The sequence below is a fragment of the Arthrobacter sp. GQ119 genome (assembly GCF_059759125.1).
In genome coordinates this window covers 1-668 of the sequence record NZ_JCAXEA010000070.1, presented here as the reverse complement: position 1 = coordinate 668, position 668 = coordinate 1, and the positions used below count along the sequence as shown (strand labels likewise).

At 67.2% G+C, this 668-nt stretch carries 1 protein-coding gene; it reads left to right on the top strand.

From position 1 onward, the window contains the following. The coding region (locus AC6CH3_RS23380; RefSeq protein ID WP_498134703.1) for an NAD(P)/FAD-dependent oxidoreductase at nt 1-668 on the top strand (668 nt) is incomplete at both ends.

Below are 668 nucleotides of genomic sequence, written 5' to 3'. Positions count from 1 at the left end.
TTCCTGAAGTCCCAGGAGAAGCTGGCCACCCTGGCCGATCACCACGTCACGGTGATCCCGAAGTCCGAGATCCACAGCGAAATCGGCACGGACTTCTACCAGGGCGCGATGGTTGACCCGCTCGGTGCGGGCCTGCACGTGGGCAAGTTCGTCCACGGCCTGGCCGGGGTGGCCGTGGCCGCCGGCGCCGATATCTGCGAGAACGCCGCGGTGACCGAGCTGAAGAAGGTCTCCGGCACCGTGCACGACGTGCACACCACCCGGGGCATCACCCGGGCCAAGCAGGTCCTGGTCGCCACCAGCGGCTACACCGGCAACGTCACCCCGTGGCTGCAGCGCCGCGTGATCCCGGTGGGCAGCTTCATCATCGTGACCGACCCGCTGCCCGAAGACGTGGTCAACCGCATCCTGCCCAACCGCCGCCAGGCCTCGGACAGCAAGATGCTGACCTACTACTTCCGCATCACCCCGGATAACAGGCTGCTGTTCGGCGGGCGTGCCCGCTTCGCGCTGTCCAGCCCGGACTCGGACGTCAAGAGCGCCGAGATCCTGCGCAAGGCCATGCTCGAGCTCTTCCCCTACCTCTCCAACGCCAAGGTGGACTACATCTGGGGCGGCCTGGTGGACCTCTCCATGGACCAGATGGTCCACGCCGGCCAGCACGACGG